Consider the following 14,893-nt stretch of genomic DNA (forward strand, 5'->3'; position numbering starts at 1 on the left):
GATACATAAACATAAATGTACCGATTAGAACTTCTAATTAATAGAATCATCAAAATTCCAGAATGAAACAATGATGCATATCACAGAACGCAATGTAATATAGCGGTTAGTATCTTTTTTATGATTTTTTTCAATACAGAAAATCAATTACATATACATTATGTATATATTATATCAAAAATACCGCAATACATTTCCGCAGGAATTAATATTGATAAAACAAATTGTTCAGCATTACTTATCTAAAAAATTAAAATTATTATTCTATTGAAAAGAACACTCTATACAGTGATACGTAATGAAACGAAATATTATCTGGGGACTACAAAAAATACAGGCGCACGGGGTTACCGATAGCACAATTTACGCGACTGCAGGAACACAGATTATCTTCACCGTCAACGCGCCCTGGCTTCCTGTTTTTGAGGTGGATGAGAATGCGAAAATTGCTCTCAGCCTGACTCGCCATGAAGAGGCGTGGTGGATAATCAATCAGTCCGATGAATATTGTTGCACGGTAAATGATCAGATTGTCGAGCCGCATCACCGTATGCGCCTGAATGAAGGGGATCTGATTGAATGGGGATTATCTTCCTGGTGTCTTGTTCGTGACAATCCGACGTCTCTTGCTCCACGTGAGGAAAAGACGACACCACAGACTGCTGTTTCGCTGGAAACAATAAGCGAATATCTCGATCTTGACTGGTTTCGACAACAACAACGGCAGTCGCAAAATCCGTTCGATATCATTCCGGTTCATGGCACAGTCGCCACCGAAGGCAACCCAGGAACAGATACCCCACTAACCCTACTTTACCAGGAATACCGCCAGGCATTGTTGTCCCCTGAACAAGATATCCATCGTTATGCCGATCCATTTCCCCTTAATGAAGAGGCAGTTACGCTGGATCTGGCCTCATTGCGCAATCTGACCACTGAAGCTGATTCATTGCAGGATATGATCACAGGAGGGTTAAGCATTGACGCTATTCTCGATGTCCTGGATACCACCGGCGAAGGAGAAACGGTCTGGCCTACCGAAACGATTCTCCCCGATATTCTGCGCTTGCTTTCCCCGGAATACGCATCGGAAATGGTACATAGCACCGTCCTACCCGATCTGACACAGCGTGAGCACCGCATCATTGGCATTGACAGCCATTACCGGGTAAATCCGGTACAACACGGAGATATCCATCATGACAAACAATAACGTGCTACCGGCTACCTTGTCGGCGCTGCTGCGGAATTATTCTGTAGCGGAAGGTATTCAGATGGCAGAGCAACAAGTAAAGATGCACCCAACTAAGGCTTTACATCGGCACAGCCTGTTTCAGTTATTGTGCGTGATCGGCAACTGGTCACGAGCGCTGCAACAAATCCAACTGTGCGCCCGAATGGACGCAAATTATACCCGAGAAGCACAGGTATTTGGGGAGTTGATTCGCTGTGAGATATACCGCCAGTCCTGCTTTCATGGTGAACAACGCCCTGGTTTTATTCTCCCTCCGCCCGTCTGGATGGAGGATCTGCTTGTCGCCCTCGCCTGTAACGCCCGTGGTAAAACGTCAGATGCCGATGCCCACCGCAGCCGCGCGTTTGAGACCATAACAGACACAGCCGGGCGGTGGAATGGTGGCACATTTGACTGGATAAGCGACAGCGACTCCCGTACCGGCCCAGTGCTGGAACTGGTCACTGGTGGCGTGTATATCTGGCTGCCGCTTTCGCAAATTCGCTCACTGAAATCGCCCCCGCCAGCGAGTCTGACCGATCTGATCTGGAAACCCGTCAATATCACACTTCACAATGGCGATGCGCATGGAGCCTGGCTATTTTCCCGCTACAGCGGTTCAGAAAAGGCCTCCGATACCCTGTGTCTGTGCCGCAAAACCGTCTGGCAGGATGGTTCCGGTGAAACCCTGGTACAAGCACTGGGGCAAAAAATGTGGCTCACCAGCCACGGAGATATCAGCCTGCTGGATTTGAGCACCTGCACCTTTAATTCACCTGAAGGCCAAGATGCATGAATGCCTCCCACCAGCGCCCGGGCAAACACTTACTACCCACTCTGTTTGACCGCCTGTGCGACGACACCCCAAACCAGAAGCGCGACCACGATATCAGTGTTAGCCCAGCTCAGCTTAAAGAGATCATCCGCCGGGATTTGTCGTTTCTGCTCAACACCATCAGCCATGAAGATGATATTGATGCCGCGCGTTACCCGCAGGCGGCTGCTTCCGTAGTGAACTACGGCCTGCCGCCGCTGGCGGGGAGCTTTTTGTATGAACATAAGTGGGATGATATCCGCAGAGCCATTTTGCGTACTATTACCCGGTTTGAACCCCGGCTGAAGACCTCCACACTGCAAATCATCCCGCTACAGGATGAACAACGCCAGAATAGCCATAACACATTACAGTTTGAAATTTGCGGTGAGATCCTCACGCAGCCGTATCCGACAGCATTCCGGGTACGTAGTGCGCTGGATATGGAGCACAGCCGCATTACGTTTTATTAATATAGAGGGTGAGTGATGGATCCACGGCTACTGGAATACTACAACCGCGAATTGAGCTACCTGCGGGAAACGGGAGCCGAATTTGCCGCCCGTCATCCCAAAATCGCCGCTCGGCTGGGAATGCAGGGAGCGGATATTGCCGATCCGTATGTGGAGCGTATGATCGAAGCTTTCAGCTTCCTGACCGCCCGCACGCAGCTTAAAATTGATGCTGAATTTCCCCGCTTCACCCAGCGTTTGTTGGAGGCCGTCAGTCCCAATTACATTACCCCTACCCCCTCAATGAGCGTGGCACAACTACATCCCGATCCGGAAGAAGGCGATTTGGCGAAGGGATTCACCGTCCCACGCAACACTGCCTTTTTTTCCTCCATTCCGGAAGGTGAAAGCGCCGCCTGCCAGTTTCGCAGCAGCCAGGATGTGACACTGTGGCCGCTTGCCATCGAAGAGGCGCGCCTGACCGCCGCGCCGCCGGATATGCCCGCCCTGCACCGCTACCTGCCAGCTAACATTCACGTCGCCGGGGCGCTGCGCATCACCCTGCGCACCTTCGGTGAACTGACCTTCAGCCAGCTTGCCGGGCTGGACAGATTGCCGCTCTATCTCTGTGGCGAGGAGCGCACGGCCTCACACCTGTTCGAACTGCTGCACACCAGCGCCATTGCCACACTGGCAGGTGTTCCGGGTCATTTTGACAGCGTACTGGATGTGAACCTGAAACAGCCCGTTATGTACGAGGGTCTGGAGCCGGATCAAGGGCTATTGCCGCTGGCGTGGAATGTGTTCCACGGCCATAACCTGTTGCATGAATATTTTGCCTGCCCGGAACGCTTTTATTTTTTCACCCCGACGGGTCTGTCTGCCGGGTTACAAAAAATTCACAGCGGCGTGGCGGAAATTGTTATCTTACTGAACCGCCTGCCGCCAGACTGGTTGATCCACCAGACAAATGCTGCACAGTTCAGCCTGTTCTGTACCCCGGTGATCAACCTGTTTCCCCGCGTCACCGCCCGGATCGATATCACACACAGCACGACGGAGCAGCACCTGGTGGTGGACAGGACCCATCCGCTCGACTATGAGGTGTTTTCGGTCCAGGAAGTGGAAGGGTTGGAAGTCGACACCACGCGGAAGATGACATTTCGCCCGCTCTACCACACCCGCAATAATGATGAAGGCAATCATGGGCGTTATTTTTCCCTGCGCCGGGAGCCGCGTCGGTTGTCTGAGAACGCCCGCCGCTACGGCACCCGCACACCCTATACGGGCTCGGAAGTATTCCTGTCGCTGGTTGACCAGTATGAAGCCCCATACCCGGAAAATCTGCGCCATATCACCATCACTGCCATGGTCACCAACCGCGATCTGCCCTGTCTTATTGCACGCAATGGCCGGGACGATCTGACCGTAGATGCGGCCATCCCTGTGGCAGGCGTGGGGCTTATCCGTCCACCTCGTCCACCACAGCCACCACTGGCGGAACGTGAAATGGCCTGGCGGTTGATCCGCCAGTTATCCTTTAATTATCTGCCGCTGGCCGATCTGGATCACCGCACCGGCGGTCAGGCACTGCGCGATCTGCTGAACCTGTTTATTCCGGCGCATGACAGTCCGCAGTCGCGTCAGGTACATAGCCTGATTGGCTGTAAAACAACGCCTGTTACCCGCCGTCTGCCCGGTTCCGGGCTGCTGGTCTATGGTCGCGGCGTCAGTTGTGAGCTGACGGTGGATGAGGACGGATTCTCTGGTATCAGCCCGTATCTGTTCGGTCTGGTGTTGGAGCAATATATCGCTCGTCATGTTTCCATTAATACCTTCTCGCAGATGACACTGCACAGTATGCAACGTGGGAAAATTATGACCTGGCCGGTCAGAGCCGGACTACGGGGAAGTGTATGAGCGGCGATTTCACCCAAGCGCAGAAAACGCCCTGGCGCTATGGTTTTCTGAACCTGATGCGCCGCGTGAATGTGCAGTTATGTACCGTCCCTGCAGGTAGTGCCTGGCAACCAAGTATGGAAAAATTTCGCCTCGGACAAACACCTACACTGACCTTTGCGCCGCGAGAAATCGCCAGTGTGAGCTGGCAGCAAGGACGCCTGCACCTTAGCCTTTACAGCCTTGGACTGTGGGGACCGAACGGTCCGCTGCCACTGCACTACACCGAACTGGCGCGCAATCGGACCGAAAGCCGCTGCGATCCGACCCTGACCCGTTTTACCGATCTTTTTCATCACCGCTGGTTGACGCAGTTTTATCAGGCATGGCGCAGCGCCCAGTCCGCTGGAGGCGGTCTGGATAAACAGGAATATGACCGTTTTGCCTTTTATATCTCCAGCCTCAGCGGACAGGATTTACGGGAAAGTGCAGACAGCTCGCTGCCGGATCACGTTCGCCTGGCGGCATCGGCCCATCTGGTGCGCGAATCCCGCAACCCGGACGGCTTGGCCGCCACGCTGGCGCACTATTTCAGTGTGCCTTTCCGGATACAAGAGTATGTCCTGCACTGGATAACTGTGGCTGATGATGAAATTACCCGACTGGGGATGCCAGCCCCCTCTTCCGTCATTGGCAACGGCGCACTCATCGGCCAGGCCGTGCCGGACATGCAGTATAAGTTCCGGCTGGTGATTGGCCCGCTGACACTAGCTGACTACCGGCGTTTCCTGCCTGGTGGTAATAACCTGCCAGTACTAACGGAACTGGTTCGCGCATTTACCGGGTTTGAATACTGCTGGGAAATTGAGCTACAGCTTAAACCACACGCAGCCCCTCCGGCTGTTACTGGTGGTCCATATCAGCTTGGTTGGACCGCCTGGGCAGGGAAAGCCCTGCACGGCAACCCGGTGACGGGCATGATTTTCGAACCTGAACACTATCTGGCACACTGAGGATAATTTAATGGATACCCCCCTGTCTGACCCTATTTCGGCTGAATGTCCCTGCGGCCCGGATCTAGAGTATGATCCAGAGTACTTGCTGCTGTTCACCCGCGCCTTAGCGCGTGAAGAGGCACAATATGGCGATTTTGTTAGTACGCCGGAAACCATTAACTGGGCGGAGCTTGAGCGGGACGCCCACCGCCTGCTGGCGCGCAGCAAAGATATCCGCATCCTGGTGATCCTGCTGCGCTGCCGCATCCATCAGGGCGGAGTCAGAGGGCTGGTGGAGACACTCACGCTCCTGGAAACGTTGTGTGCCACGAACCCGGACACCATCCATCCACAACTGCTTGCGGCTGAAGATACCACCGCCGAAGATGCGGCTGTAGCACGCAGTAACGCGCTGTCGGCGCTACTGGACCACGAAGGCGTAATGGCAGATATTCGTGGCATTACGCTATCAAACAACGCCGCCATGCGCCTTCAGGTTCGGGATGTGGAACGTTCGCTGTCTGCATCACGGCCGGCGGATGCGCTGGCACCGGAATCAGTACGTCAGCAACTGGCCGACCTGGAAGCACGCGGCGCACTGCCGCTGGACGCATTTCGCCAGGCCGCCGAGATCACTGAGCGACTGCAACACCATGCTCGTGAAACGCTCAATGACCTGGCTCCGGACTTTTCGCGTCTGACGCAACTGCTGACCCTGTTGCCTGGGGCGGTACAGACCACTACGCCAGAAATCCCACAACCAAAACCACAGGCTGATCAGCCGAAGTATGCGGCTATCGATAATACCGGACTGACACTAGCAGAGCATGTCGCTCCCACAGTGGATATACCAGCCGAAACGACTGCAAAGATCATCGCAGAGCCACAGCAAATCAGCGATCGGAACGACGCACTGAAACGCCTGCGAGTCATCCGCCGCTGGTTTGAGCACAGTGAACCAAGCAGCCCGACCATTCCCTTGTTGCGCCAGGCTGAACGACTGGTCGGAAAACGCTTTTCGGAGATAATCAATGAAGTTCCAGCAGAACTGCTGGAGAAGTGGGATGCGCAGGAATAACCAAAATGACCAGAATTTATAACTACTGGTCATTATATGGTGTAACTATTTTCTGGATTATATCCATTTAACTTCCGGGGTGAAAAATCCCGAAAGCCAGAAACGACAAAAGCCTGAACCATTACTGATTCAGGCTTTCTAAATATTGGCGGAACGGACGGGACTCGAACCCGCGACCCCCTGCGTGACAGGCAGGTATTCTAACCGACTGAACTACCGCTCCGCGTTGTGTTCCGTTGGGAACGAGGCGAATATTACGGATTGCCTCGACCTTCGTCAACGCTTTTTCTCATCTTTTGAATCGTTTGCTGCAAAAATCGCCCAACGCGCTATTTTTAGCGCCTTTAACGGTTAATTATGCCCGCCAAAGGCAACTTCCGCCCTTCTTCTGCACCAGATCGAGACGGGCTTCATGCGCTGCAAGCTCTTCATCAGTCGCAAAAACAACGCGTAATTTACTTGCCTGGCGCACAATGCGCTGAATTGTTGCTTCACCTTGTTGCTGTTGTGTTTCACCTTCCATCGCAAAAGCCATCGACGTTTGGCCACCGGTCATCGCCAGATAAACTTCCGCAAGGATCTGGGCATCGAGTAATGCCCCGTGCAACGTACGCTTGCTGTTATCTATTTCGTAGCGGGCGCATAACGCATCGAGGCTGTTACGCTTACCAGGAAACATTTTCCTCGCCACCGCAAGGCTATCGGTGACCTTACAGAAGGTATTGGTCTTCGGAATATCGCGCTTGAGCAGCGAAAACTCGTAGTCCATAAAGCCGATATCGAACGCTGCGTTATGGATCACCAGCTCCGCGCCTCGAATATAATCCATGAACTCATCAGCTACTTCGGCAAACGTAGGCTTATCGAGCAAAAACTCATCGGCAATACCATGTACGCCAAAGGCTTCCGGATCCACCAGCCGATCGGGCTTGAGATAAACGTGAAAGTTATTGCCCGTCAGTCGACGGTTCACCACTTCAACGGCACCAATCTCAATAATCTTGTGGCCTTCATAGTGCGCACCAATCTGGTTCATACCGGTGGTTTCGGTATCGAGAACGATCTGGCGTGTAATTGCAGTGCTCATAGCGGTCATTTATGTCAGACTTGTCGTTTACAGTTCGATTCAATTACAGGAAGTCTACCAGAGATGCTTAAACAGGTAGAAATTTTCACCGATGGTTCGTGTCTGGGTAATCCTGGACCTGGGGGTTATGGCGCTATTTTACGTTATCGCGGACGCGAGAAAACCTTTAGCGCAGGCTACACCCGCACCACCAACAACCGTATGGAGTTGATGGCTGCTATTGTCGCGCTGGAAGCGTTAAAAGAACATTGCGAAGTCATTTTGAGTACCGACAGCCAGTATGTCCGCCAGGGGATCACCCAGTGGATCCATAACTGGAAAAAACGTGGCTGGAAAACCGCAGACAAAAAACCGGTAAAAAATGTCGATCTCTGGCAACGTCTTGATGCCGCGCTGGGTCAGCATCAAATCAAATGGGAATGGGTAAAAGGCCATGCCGGACACCCGGAAAACGAACGCTGTGATGAACTGGCTCGTGCTGCGGCGATGAATCCCACGCTGGAAGATACGGGCTATCAAGTCGAAGTTTAAGCCTGTGGTTTACGACATTGCCGGGTGGCGCCGACTGCCTGGCGAATTCGCGGTTTGTTTTTACTCTGTTTCATCGGATTTAGCGTTAAAGGAATAGTCCGTTTCCGGGCAACAATAAGTTGTAAGCAACCAAGCGCAGGAATGTGCGTGCTCAATAGTTTTCCACCGTGCTTGTTCCACGGGAGAACATGGAAACGGCTGGCGTGTAGCACTTCAAAATTCAACAAAGAGAGCCAGTCCAGTTGCCGCATCAGAGTAAACATCCGACTGTTATAGGGCGATGTTTTTCGCAATACCGGCACAAGTTTGCGTAATCCCATTAAACTGATGGGATTGAAGCCGCTAATAACTAGCCAGCCATCATCAATCAATACCCTATCGGCTTCGCGCAATAAACGATGCGGATCGGTGCACCACGGCAATGTATGCGCCAGTAGACAAACATCGACGGATTTATCGGCAAAAGGAAGGTGAAGCGGATCAGCCTGCACCTGGACGGGCGTTCCTTGCGCAGAAACATTCACTTGATGAGAAACCGCGCACGCTTCGCAATTGATTTCTGCGCTTAAATTGCCAATCTTAAGCAGATGAAAACCATACATTTTAGCGAACCACGGGTTGAGCTGGCGTTCCAGCGCCTTGCGATAAAGCTCTCCCCAGGGCAAATCGCCCCAGCAATCAGGAGCCACGACAGTTTGAGGGGTCCTTGCCGGTTTCATCACAACCTTCCGTTTCGCACTGAGAGGTAATATATGAATCTTAACAGTATTTCCGCCTTTGATGACAATTACATCTGGGTTTTGTCTGATGAAGCAGGTCGTTGCCTGATTGTCGACCCAGGAGAGGCAGAACCCGTAGTAAAGGCGATTTCAGCTAACAACTGGCAACCAGTAGCGATTTTCCTCACCCACCATCACCACGATCACGTTGGCGGTGTAAAAGAACTGGTAGAAAAGTATCCGCAAATTGTGGTGTATGGGCCAGAAGAGACACAAGATAAGGGAACAACGCAGGTAGTCAAAGATGGTGATACTGCCTTCGTTTTGGGGCATGAATTTAGTGTAATTGCTACGCCAGGTCACACTTTAGGACATATCTGTTACTTTAGCGAACCTTATCTATTTTGTGGCGACACTCTGTTTTCTGGCGGTTGCGGTAGACTATTCGAAGGCACTGCATCACAGATGTATCAATCACTTAAAAAATTAAGTGAACTTCCTGACGATACCCTGGTGTGTTGCGCTCACGAATATACTTTATCAAATATGAAGTTTGCTTTGAGCATTCTTCCGCACGATTTGTCTATAAATGATTATTATCGTAAAGTTAAGGAGTTACGGGCAAAAAATCAAATAACACTACCCGTAATTCTGAAAAATGAGCGGCAAAATAATGTTTTTTTGAGAACAGAAGATATTGATTTAATTAATGTAATTAATAAAGAAACATTATTGCAACAACCTGAAGAACGTTTTGCCTGGTTAAGGTCAAAGAAAGATAGATTCTGATAAAACTTTCTTGTCATCGGCTTCGTTCGCCGTTATGATCGGTCGTCTTTTAAGCAACTATTGACACACACATGAAGGCAAAAGCGATATTACTCGCCTCTGTCCTGCTCGTGGGTTGCCAGAGTACTGGTAACGTTCAACAGCACGCACAGAGCCTTTCTGCAGCTGGTCAAGGGGAAGCAGCAAAGTTTACAAGTCAGGCACGATGGATGGACGATGGGACGTCTATCGCGCCGGATGGTGACTTGTGGGCTTTCATAGGCGACGAGCTAAAGATGGGAATTCCGGAAAACGACCGGATTCGCGAACAGAAACAGAAATATTTACGCAATAAGAGCTATCTCCACGATGTAACTTTACGGGCAGAGCCGTATATGTACTGGATAGCCGGGCAAGTTAAAAAACGTAACATGCCTATGGAACTGGTACTACTACCCATAGTGGAGAGCGCTTTTGATCCTCACGCGACGTCTGGCGCCAATGCCGCAGGCATCTGGCAGATCATTCCAAGCACGGGGCGCAATTATGGTTTGAAACAGACCCGCAATTATGACGCGCGTCGCGATGTTGTTGCTTCAACAACTGCCGCGCTGAACATGATGCAGCGTCTGAACAAGATGTTTGATGGCGACTGGCTTTTGACCGTAGCGGCTTATAACAGCGGCGAAGGTCGGGTCATGAAGGCAATTAAAACGAACAAAGCGCGTGGGAAATCCACGGACTTCTGGTCGTTACCGTTGCCGCAGGAAACGAAGCAGTACGTGCCTAAGATGCTGGCATTGAGTGATATTCTCAAAAACAGCAAGCGTTATGGTGTACGTCTGCCGACGACCGATGAAAGCCGTGCTCTGGCGCGTGTACACCTGAGTTGCCCGGTTGAAATGGCGAAGGTTGCAGATATGGCGGGAATTTCCGTCAGCAAACTGAAGACCTTCAACGCTGGCGTGAAAGGCTCCACGCTGGGCGCAAGTGGTCCACAGTACGTGATGGTGCCAAAGAAACATGCAGATCAACTGCGTGAATCTCTGGCTTCAGGCGAAATTGCTGCCGTACAGTCGACACTGGTTGCCGACAATACGCCGCTTAATAGCCGCGTTTACACCGTACGCTCTGGCGACACGCTTTCAAGCATCGCTTCACGTCTCGGCGTAAGCACAAAGAATTTGCAGCAGTGGAACAATCTGCGCGGTTCTAAGCTGAAACCAGGCCAAAGCCTGACAATTGGCGCTGGTAGTAGCGCACAGCGGTTGGCAAACAACAGCGACAGTATTACGTATCGTGTGCGCAAAGGTGATTCGCTTTCAAGCATTGCTAAGCGTCACGGCGTAAACATCAAAGATGTGATGCGCTGGAACAGTGATACTGCGAATCTGCAACCAGGCGATAAGCTGACGTTGTTTGTGAAAAACAACAATATGCCAGATTCCTGACAAACCAGATAACAGAAAGGCACCGATTCCCCCGGTGCCTTTTTTATTTATGCCGCTTTATGTGCTTCAACCATGATGATATCACTGGTGAAAGAGCCATCATTCTGCAAGGCAAAATACGTTTTCACCTCTGTCGATGCGCTCTGTTGGTAAACGCGAATAGCATCTACTAACACTTCTGGCGTACGCATTCTCGCAACCCACGAAGAGAATTCCAGAGGCAATTTATCGGTGATCAAATTATCGACAAGCAGATAGGCTTCATTGATTAACGTCAACCACTCACCGCTGGCGTAATTACGCACGTGAGAGGCATCGCGCAATGCTTCTACCGTCTGTAACCAAATGTCGCGTACCGGGTGACCCGGTGACATGACGTCCATCACAATCAGTCTACCGCCGGGTTTCAGCACCCGATTCACTTCACGCAATGCCGCACCGACATCATGCCAGTGGTGGGCAGAATAACGACTAATAACAATATTAAAGGTGTGATCGGCAAAAGGCAGGCTTTCGGCATACCCCTGGCGAGTGGTGATATTTTTCAGTTGTCGGGTATCTGCAGCCTGTGCAACAACATCCAGCATTTGGGAAGATAAGTCATACGCCACCACTTCCTGCACGTTTTGCGCAGCGACAAAGCTGGCATGTCCTGCTCCACAGCCCATATCAAGTACGCAAGCGTCAGGATACTCTGTCAGACACGCCGCCAGGCGCTGTAAGTCACGCCCGGATGCATGCACGGTACTGGTTAAATATTCACTGGCCTGCGAGCTAAACTGCTTTTCTACGTGCTCATGGTGGGATTGTGTTGTCATTGCACTGTCCTTTTGTTGGTTGAGTATAAAAAGGCAGCGCCAAACGTTGGTCTGCCCTGTGGCAGACCTGACATACCTTATTTATCAGGCTTGCCGGGACTGAATTCAACGAGTAGCGGATTGTGATCAGAAGCGCGCGTAACCAGTACGGAAGCTTCGCTGACATTCAGACCACGGTAGAAAACAAAATCGAGCGGGCGACCAAACGCCCGGCGGCGCTGATCATCAGTAAAACGCACCTGGCGCAGCGACATTTCTCGCGCAAAGCGATATAAAGCGTTCATCCTTCTACGGCTCCAGGCATTGAAATCTCCCGCCATAATGACCGGACCGCTGTGGTGGGCTATCTGATCGCCAATAGGAAGTAACTGCTTGCTATAAACGTCCACGCCCAGACTGAAGTTGACCGCATGTATATTGACTACCATCAACAGGCGGGTGTCAGGTAATGGATAGACCGTCACCAGTGCCGATTTCGCCAGACGTAAAATAGGCTCACGTTCGCGTAACGGGCAGCAATACACCGGATGCGCTGCCGAAAGGGTCATTACGCCGGAAGGATGTTGTGGTAGCACAAAAGCGGGCACCTGATCGGCAGCAAGATAGTTAGCAGTCGCAAACTGCACTAACTCTGGCGTTGTCTGCGCTTCCTGCAATAACACCAGATGCGCATCTTTGCCGTAGTTCTTTAATACCGACAACCATTCAGCGCGTTGCTGTTTGTAAATATTCCACACCAAGACCCGAATACGCTCTTCGGTACTTAACGGTTCTCCGGGTGGTAATGCCTGGCCGATGCTCGCAAATGACCCCGGCGGTAAGATCCTTTCCGCAGGTTGTCCGGCAACATAGCGCATGGCATAGGTATTTTTTCGCACTTTTGACTTTGAAACCTCTATTACGTCAACCCTTCCGCACTCGGGAGGGTTCTACTGTTATAGGGATTTTAGCTCACTCTTTCAACGAGCAATTGTATATTGTTATGTAAGCAAGTGCTTACACCGCACAGAATTTTGCTCATTATTGAGAACATTAAATCGGATGACATATCACGTATCCTGATGGTTTAATGACAAATAAATTCAAAATATCTCTTCTATTTTGCAACAGGAGCAAAAATGAAAGCCACATCGGAAGAACTCGCCATTTTTGTTTCGGTCGTCGAAAGCGGCAGCTTTAGCCGGGCAGCGGAACAATTAGGGCAAGCAAACTCAGCGGTCAGCCGGGCGGTAAAAAAGCTGGAAATGAAACTTGGCGTCAGTTTGCTTAATCGAACCACGCGACAACTTAGCCTGACGGAAGAAGGCGAGCGTTATTTTCGTCGCGTACAGTCAATTTTGCAGGAGATGGCAGCGGCAGAATCAGAAATTATGGAGACGCGTAATACACCGCGCGGACTGTTACGGATCGATGCCGCAACCCCTGTGGTACTGCACTTTCTGATGCCGTTAATTAAGCCTTTCCGCGAACGCTATCCGGAGGTCACTTTATCGCTAGTCTCCTCCGAAACGATTATTAATTTGATCGAAAGAAAAGTGGATGTCGCGATTCGCGCCGGTACGTTAACGGATTCCAGCTTACGAGCCAGGCCGTTATTTAACAGTTATCGAAAAATTATCGCCTCCCCCGACTATATTGCCCGCTACGGGAAGCCAGAAACTATCGACGATTTAAAGCAACATGTTTGCCTGGGATTCACTGAACCCGCTTCCCTCAATACCTGGCCGATAGCCTGTAGCGATGGACAATTACATGAAGTGAAGTACGGTTTGTCGTCCAATAGCGGGGAAACCTTGAAACAGCTTTGCCTGAGTGGCAACGGGATTGCGTGTTTGTCCGACTATATGATCGACAGAGAAATTGCTCGTGGTGAACTGGTGGAGTTAATGGCAGATAAAGTGTTGCCAGTGGAAATGCCATTCAGTGCCGTTTATTACAGCGACCGAGCGGTAAGTACTCGCATCCGAGCCTTTATCGATTTCCTTAGCGAGCATGTAAAAACAGCTCCCGAAGGAGCTGTCAGAGAGGCTTAATCCCATTCAGGAGCCAGACCTTCCGGACTAACCAGGCGATCGTTACAATCCAGTGCGGCGATCGCTTTTTTATCTTCTGCATCAAGCTGTAAACTTTGTGCCTTAAGGTTACTTTCCAGGTTTTCACGTTTAGTAGAAGACGGTATTACTGAGTAGCCTTCCCCCATTGCCCACGCCAGAATTACTTGTGCCGGGGTCGCATTGTGTTTCTCTGCTATGCGAGCAATAACCTCATCTTTCAGTGCATTACCATAAGCCAGCGTCATATAGGAAGTAATATGAATGCCGTGCTGTTTAGCCCAAGCGACCACTTTACGGTTTTGCAGATAAGGAGAAAGTTCAATCTGATTGGTGGCGATGTTTTCAGCGCCAACAGCAGCAATCGCTTTTTCCATCAACGGGATGGTGAAGTTGGAAATACCGATCTCACGCGTCAGTCCTTGTTTTTTCGCTTCCAGCAGCGCCTGCATAAATTCTTCAACAGAGACTTCATCGTTTGGTGACGGCCAGTGGATTAGCGTCAGATCAACATAATCGGTACGCAATTTTTGCAGGCTCTCTTTCAGACTCGGGATCAGTTTGTCTTTGCTGAGATTTTCAATCCAGATTTTAGTGGTGATATAGAGTTCATTACGTGGCACGCCGCTTTCTGTAATCGCCTGACCTACGGCAGCTTCGTTATCATAGATTTGTGCGGTATCAATTGCGCGATAGCCAAGTTCAAGCGCCGTTTTCACAGATGCAATAACAACGTCGTTTTTAAGACGGAAAGTACCTAAACCAAATGCAGGGATAGCCATAATATGCCTCTTCTAATGCTATGTTCGTTAACCGAGATGATTATGGGCTTCAGACTGTTGCGGAAAAAGAGCGTGAAATGCAGAGGATTTTTGCGATTTTGGCAAAAATAGAAATACAGACGAAAAAAAACCTCGAGCGTTAACTCGAGGCTTCTTAATAAGTGGCGGAACGGACGGGACTCGAACCCGCGACCCCCTGCGTGACAGGCAGGTA

At 50.8% G+C, this 14,893-nt stretch carries 15 protein-coding genes and 1 tRNA gene; 10 read left to right on the forward strand and 6 right to left on the reverse strand.

Annotated elements, in window-relative coordinates:
* Nucleotides 1-298 precede the first annotated feature (298 nt).
* Genes tagK through HEN21_RS15815 form a run of 6 tightly spaced genes read left to right on the forward strand, consistent with a single transcriptional unit; the run spans nt 299 to nt 6,472 of the window.
* Nucleotides 299-1,213, forward strand: coding sequence for a type VI secretion system-associated protein TagK (gene tagK, locus HEN21_RS15790; RefSeq protein ID WP_000827825.1), 915 nt, complete (start codon nt 299-301; stop codon nt 1,211-1,213).
* Nucleotides 1,200-2,030: a type VI secretion system accessory protein TagJ gene (locus HEN21_RS15795; protein ID WP_176252509.1), complete on the forward strand. Its 831-nt coding sequence runs from the start codon at nt 1,200-1,202 to the stop codon at nt 2,028-2,030. Before tagK ends, HEN21_RS15795 begins: the two co-directional genes overlap by 14 nt.
* Nucleotides 2,027-2,521 (forward strand): type VI secretion system baseplate subunit TssE, encoded by a 495-nt coding sequence (gene tssE, locus HEN21_RS15800; protein WP_105285969.1) that lies wholly within the window; start codon nt 2,027-2,029, stop codon nt 2,519-2,521. Before HEN21_RS15795 ends, tssE begins: the two co-directional genes overlap by 4 nt.
* A 15-nt stretch (nt 2,522-2,536) precedes the next feature.
* Complete coding sequence (tssF, locus tag HEN21_RS15805; RefSeq protein ID WP_176252510.1) at nt 2,537-4,420, forward strand: type VI secretion system baseplate subunit TssF; 1,884 nt, start codon at nt 2,537-2,539, stop codon at nt 4,418-4,420.
* Nucleotides 4,417-5,412: a type VI secretion system baseplate subunit TssG gene (tssG, locus tag HEN21_RS15810; protein WP_105285971.1), complete on the forward strand. Its 996-nt coding sequence runs from the start codon at nt 4,417-4,419 to the stop codon at nt 5,410-5,412. Before tssF ends, tssG begins: the two co-directional genes overlap by 4 nt.
* 10 nt (nt 5,413-5,422) lie before the next feature.
* Nucleotides 5,423-6,472, forward strand: a complete 1,050-nt coding sequence (locus tag HEN21_RS15815; protein ID WP_105285972.1) for a type VI secretion system protein TssA — start codon at nt 5,423-5,425, stop codon at nt 6,470-6,472.
* Between the two features lie 146 nt (nt 6,473-6,618).
* On the opposite strand, the gene HEN21_RS15820 is transcribed toward HEN21_RS15815, so the two are convergent.
* Both HEN21_RS15820 and dnaQ read right to left on the reverse strand, forming a co-directional pair.
* Nucleotides 6,619-6,695, reverse strand: a tRNA-Asp gene (locus HEN21_RS15820).
* Between the two features lie 132 nt (nt 6,696-6,827).
* On the reverse strand, nt 6,828-7,559 hold the full coding sequence (gene dnaQ / locus HEN21_RS15825; RefSeq protein ID WP_001366128.1) for a DNA polymerase III subunit epsilon: 732 nt from the start codon (nt 7,557-7,559) through the stop codon (nt 6,828-6,830).
* A 63-nt stretch (nt 7,560-7,622) separates the two neighbouring features.
* On the opposite strand from dnaQ, the gene rnhA reads away from it, so the two are divergent.
* Entirely contained in the window at nt 7,623-8,090 is a 468-nt protein-coding gene (gene rnhA / locus HEN21_RS15830; protein ID WP_000917883.1) for a ribonuclease HI, read from the forward strand.
* Here rnhA and HEN21_RS15835 read toward each other — a convergent pair.
* A complete protein-coding gene (locus HEN21_RS15835; RefSeq protein WP_010354505.1) occupies nt 8,087-8,809 on the reverse strand; it encodes a class I SAM-dependent methyltransferase in 723 nt (240 codons plus the stop codon). The genes rnhA and HEN21_RS15835 overlap by 4 nt on opposite strands.
* 33 nt (nt 8,810-8,842) lie before the next feature.
* Between HEN21_RS15835 and gloB the strand changes: the two genes are divergently transcribed.
* Together gloB and mltD are read left to right on the forward strand one after the other, a co-directional pair.
* Nucleotides 8,843-9,598 carry a hydroxyacylglutathione hydrolase gene (gene gloB / locus HEN21_RS15840; RefSeq protein WP_176252511.1) on the forward strand — a complete coding sequence of 252 codons (756 nt, stop codon included), beginning with the start codon at nt 8,843-8,845 and terminating at the stop codon, nt 9,596-9,598.
* A gap of 71 nt (nt 9,599-9,669) precedes the next feature.
* On the forward strand, nt 9,670-11,028 hold the full coding sequence (mltD, locus tag HEN21_RS15845; RefSeq protein ID WP_176252512.1) for a murein transglycosylase D: 1,359 nt from the start codon (nt 9,670-9,672) through the stop codon (nt 11,026-11,028).
* Between the two features lie 47 nt (nt 11,029-11,075).
* On the opposite strand, the gene HEN21_RS15850 is transcribed toward mltD, so the two are convergent.
* The gene (locus HEN21_RS15850; RefSeq protein WP_000211736.1) at nt 11,076-11,846 is read right to left on the reverse strand and encodes a class I SAM-dependent methyltransferase; all 771 of its coding nucleotides are present in this window, start codon (nt 11,844-11,846) and stop codon (nt 11,076-11,078) included.
* 77 nt (nt 11,847-11,923) lie between these two features.
* Nucleotides 11,924-12,724, reverse strand: a complete 801-nt coding sequence (locus HEN21_RS15855) for an endonuclease/exonuclease/phosphatase family protein (RefSeq protein ID WP_001230985.1) — start codon at nt 12,722-12,724, stop codon at nt 11,924-11,926.
* Nucleotides 12,725-12,964: 240 nt separating this feature from the next.
* Here HEN21_RS15855 and yafC point away from each other — a divergent pair, with 240 nt between their 5' ends.
* Nucleotides 12,965-13,879 (forward strand): DNA-binding transcriptional regulator YafC, encoded by a 915-nt coding sequence (gene yafC / locus HEN21_RS15860; RefSeq protein WP_000648558.1) that lies wholly within the window; start codon nt 12,965-12,967, stop codon nt 13,877-13,879.
* On the opposite strand, the gene dkgB is transcribed toward yafC, so the two are convergent.
* On the reverse strand, nt 13,876-14,679 hold the full coding sequence (gene dkgB, locus HEN21_RS15865; protein ID WP_000997064.1) for a 2,5-didehydrogluconate reductase DkgB: 804 nt from the start codon (nt 14,677-14,679) through the stop codon (nt 13,876-13,878). The genes yafC and dkgB overlap by 4 nt on opposite strands.
* Nucleotides 14,680-14,893 lie beyond the last annotated feature (214 nt).

Source organism: Escherichia sp. 93.1518 (assembly GCF_013368915.2).
Classification (GTDB): Bacteria; Pseudomonadota; Gammaproteobacteria; order Enterobacterales; family Enterobacteriaceae; genus Escherichia; species Escherichia ruysiae.